Genomic DNA, 2714 nt, shown 5'->3' with positions numbered 1-2714 from the left:
AGCTTCTGGGTCTACCCCCGGATGACCAGGTGGACTGTTGAACACCAGACCTTCGAACAGCCTCAGGTGGCATTTGCCTAGTTGTTGTTTTCCTTGCGTCTGACAAGATCCAAGGCGATCATCGCTCCGATGATCGCCTTTCTCAGCTCCGGAGAAGTCTCTGGTTTAAAGATGAGCGCATAGGTGCTGCGTCCCAACAGTCCTTTGGCCAGACCCGCCCACTTCCGGGACACCCTGGCCATCACACTGCCCTGCATATTGAGATCAAAATCCAGGCCCAGCAGGTTGCCCTTCAGCTCAATGGTTTCCCCGGTGGCTAGATTGATATCTAGGCGTTGGTTGAAGAAGGTGAAGCGTTTACGCACCTGCCCGAATTCTGTGCCATCTGGGTTCTCCAGGACAAAGGTGTCCCGCACGAAGTTCAGGGGATCACGCACCATCAGGACAGGCTGATCATCAGCATCCGTGATGGTGAAATGGCGGCTCCCCTTCGCCAGCAGCGAGCCGAGGGAACCGTGGGTGTGGACATATCCTGCCACTTCCCCTTCGCCATCCTGGATGGCGAAGTCATTGCTCATCATCGCGGTGACCTGCTGGAAGAGCAGGGTGTGTGCAGTCAACAGGGTCATGAATGATCGATCCTTCCTTCGTGGATATCAAGCATATAGGGGGCTTCAGAAAAGTTGCTCAACCTTCTTCTGTTTGGGAATAAAGATGATGATGGAGATCAAAGCAGCAATAGCCATCAGCGCGTTGAAGGCCAGTCCAATCGTTCCTGCTTCACGGACTGCCAGATTATCCTGTCTGCCGGTGAACTCCACCGCTGCTCCAATGAGATCCAGCCCTGATTCAGAGAGTGCTGTGAACAGCGCAGCAGATGCCGCCACACCGAATGCCGCGCCGAGCGACGAGGCCATCTTGTAGATTCCGGATCCGGCACCCGCCTGGTCCCCCCGGCAGGTTGGTCAGGGCGGCATCAGTGGATGGGGTGGCATAGAAGGCCAGCCCCAGGCCGAATAATGAATAGGCTGCCACGGCCAGCACGGTGTACTGCCACTGGAGGGTGTGGGTGGCCATGCGCATCATGATGGCTGCCAAAACGATGAGCGAACCCCAGATCATGGGTTTGCGGGGCCGAACTTCTGTAGGAGCTTCTCACCAACCCGGATGAAGGCGATGATGAAGATCGCATATCCTGCGGTGAGATATAACCCTCCCAAAACAAAAGATGCGTCTAAAAATTAGATCGAGCAATAGAAAGAGCAGCTCATTAGAGTTCAAGCCTGGCACTCTATGAAGCTTTTGTTTTAAGAGAGCTATAGCCCGCTGTGGCTGCGGACATTCCGGCTGCGCCCTGCAGGCCCCACAGTGAAACCGTCAGGGCGCCGGCGGTGCTGTTGATGAGGAAATTCGAGATTGTCGCCCCGGTAAATACCGTGTTCTTGAAGAGGTTGAAATCAACAAAAGGGTTGCTGGTGTTCAACTCGGCGTTAATGAAAACACCAGATGCAATGATGAATACCGCGATCAGTGCCCAGGTCATCAGGTTGGCCCATCCGATAGCTGAACCCTGGGTGACCACGATCAACAGTGCAGCCAGGGCGATGGCCAGAGAGGCAATTCCCACCCAATCCGTCCTGCCTGTCCTGCCAGCCAGGGGAGCAGATTCAGGAATCTGACGCATGAGCGTGATCGATGCCACTGATACGAATGCACAGATGATGAAGATGGAACGCCAGCCCAGCACGGTGGAGGCCATGAAACCACCGAAGATGGCGGTCAGACCCGATCCTCCCCAGGAACCGATGGACCACATGGAGACAGCACGTTGCCGTGCGGGACCGTCCCAGTAGACCTTCAACAGTGCCATGGTGGTCGGCATGATCGCACCGGCGGCCAGGCCCTGCAGGATGCGCCCAATGATGATCATTGGGGTGGCCAGCCCGCTGAAGGCGAAGGCGATGAGGAGGGAGCTGACAATGTTGAGGATGTTGCCGACGAGGACGATCTTGACGCGACCGGTTTTATCGCCCAGGCTGCCGAACATCACGATGAACATGCCGGAGAATAACGCTGACAGGGAGATGGCGATGTTCATCACCGGCATCGGCATCCCCACATCATCAGCCATCAGTGGGCCGATGTTCATGGTGGTTTGTGCAAACAACCAGAAGGTGATGACTGCGAGGACGATGCCCAGCAAAGCGGAGTCATTACCTTTGAAGGTGGGCTGATTACCTCTGGTGGTTATGGGAGTGCCCATTTGTGCTCCTTGATCAACCAGGAGGCGGCAGCGACGATGCCGGTCTCACCGATGCACAGTACCTCGTTGATACCAAGCGTCAGAGTTCTGATTCAAGGCGGTCGGCGGTTTTGAACTCTTGGAGCGAAAGCTCAGGGTTCTGGTGGAAGTGCTTGTACAACGCCTCCCGGTCTTCCTGGTTGTTATCCAGCTCGGAGAGGATGGTGGAAATCTTCATGTGGACCTCCATATGAGGAGTGAGAGAACCTTTCACCGCCCAACGTAGACCCCTAAACATAGATTTTCATTGATTGTTATGACTCCTTAACAATCACCGCTCACCGGAAACAGAAAGAAAAACACGTTCCCCTGGACCAACCAGGGGAACGCAGAGGTGGGTGAGATCAAAGGAGGGGGCTAGTCCCTCACACCACAGGGGATACCGGTGGAGTGATGCGGGCAGTAGCCATCA

The 2714-nt window shown here is 55.4% G+C and carries 5 protein-coding genes; all 5 read right to left on the bottom strand.

Features of this window, described 5'->3' with window-relative positions:
- Nucleotides 1-77 precede the first annotated feature (77 nt).
- A complete protein-coding gene (locus Q0M74_RS13785; RefSeq protein ID WP_293955427.1) occupies nucleotides 78-629 on the bottom strand; it encodes an LURP-one-related/scramblase family protein in 552 nt (183 codons plus the stop codon).
- Between the two features lie 45 nt (nucleotides 630-674).
- Nucleotides 675-917 carry a hypothetical protein gene (locus Q0M74_RS13780; RefSeq protein ID WP_293955425.1) on the bottom strand — a complete coding sequence of 81 codons (243 nt, stop codon included), beginning with the start codon at nucleotides 915-917 and terminating at the stop codon, nucleotides 675-677.
- Complete coding sequence (locus tag Q0M74_RS13775) at nucleotides 850-1077, bottom strand: hypothetical protein (protein ID WP_293955423.1); 228 nt, start codon at nucleotides 1075-1077, stop codon at nucleotides 850-852. The genes Q0M74_RS13780 and Q0M74_RS13775 overlap by 68 nt, the downstream gene beginning before the upstream one ends.
- A gap of 214 nt (nucleotides 1078-1291) precedes the next feature.
- Entirely contained in the window at nucleotides 1292-2263 is a 972-nt protein-coding gene (locus Q0M74_RS13770) for an MFS transporter (protein WP_293955421.1), read from the bottom strand.
- Nucleotides 2264-2342: 79 nt separating this feature from the next.
- Entirely contained in the window at nucleotides 2343-2480 is a 138-nt protein-coding gene (locus Q0M74_RS13765) for a hypothetical protein (RefSeq protein WP_293955419.1), read from the bottom strand.
- Nucleotides 2481-2714: the final 234 nt, after the last annotated feature.

This window comes from uncultured Corynebacterium sp. (assembly GCF_945649885.1).
Lineage (GTDB): Bacteria > Actinomycetota > Actinomycetes > Mycobacteriales > Mycobacteriaceae > Corynebacterium.
The sequence above is the reverse complement of the archived record's forward strand: the minus strand, read 5'-3'. Positions and strand labels throughout refer to the sequence as shown.

Excerpts from the sequence above, each read along its gene's own strand:
- Q0M74_RS13785 (WP_293955427.1), bottom strand. The coding sequence starts at position 629 with ATGACCCTGTTGACTGCACACACCCTGCTCTTCCAGCAGGTCACCGCG.
- Q0M74_RS13780 (WP_293955425.1), bottom strand. The coding sequence starts at position 917 with ATGGCCTCGTCGCTCGGCGCGGCATTCGGTGTGGCGGCATCTGCTGCG.
- Q0M74_RS13775 (WP_293955423.1), bottom strand. The coding sequence starts at position 1,077 with ATGGCCACCCACACCCTCCAGTGGCAGTACACCGTGCTGGCCGTGGCA.
- Q0M74_RS13770 (WP_293955421.1), bottom strand. The coding sequence starts at position 2,263 with ATGGGCACTCCCATAACCACCAGAGGTAATCAGCCCACCTTCAAAGGT.
- Q0M74_RS13765 (WP_293955419.1), bottom strand. The coding sequence starts at position 2,480 with ATGAAGATTTCCACCATCCTCTCCGAGCTGGATAACAACCAGGAAGAC.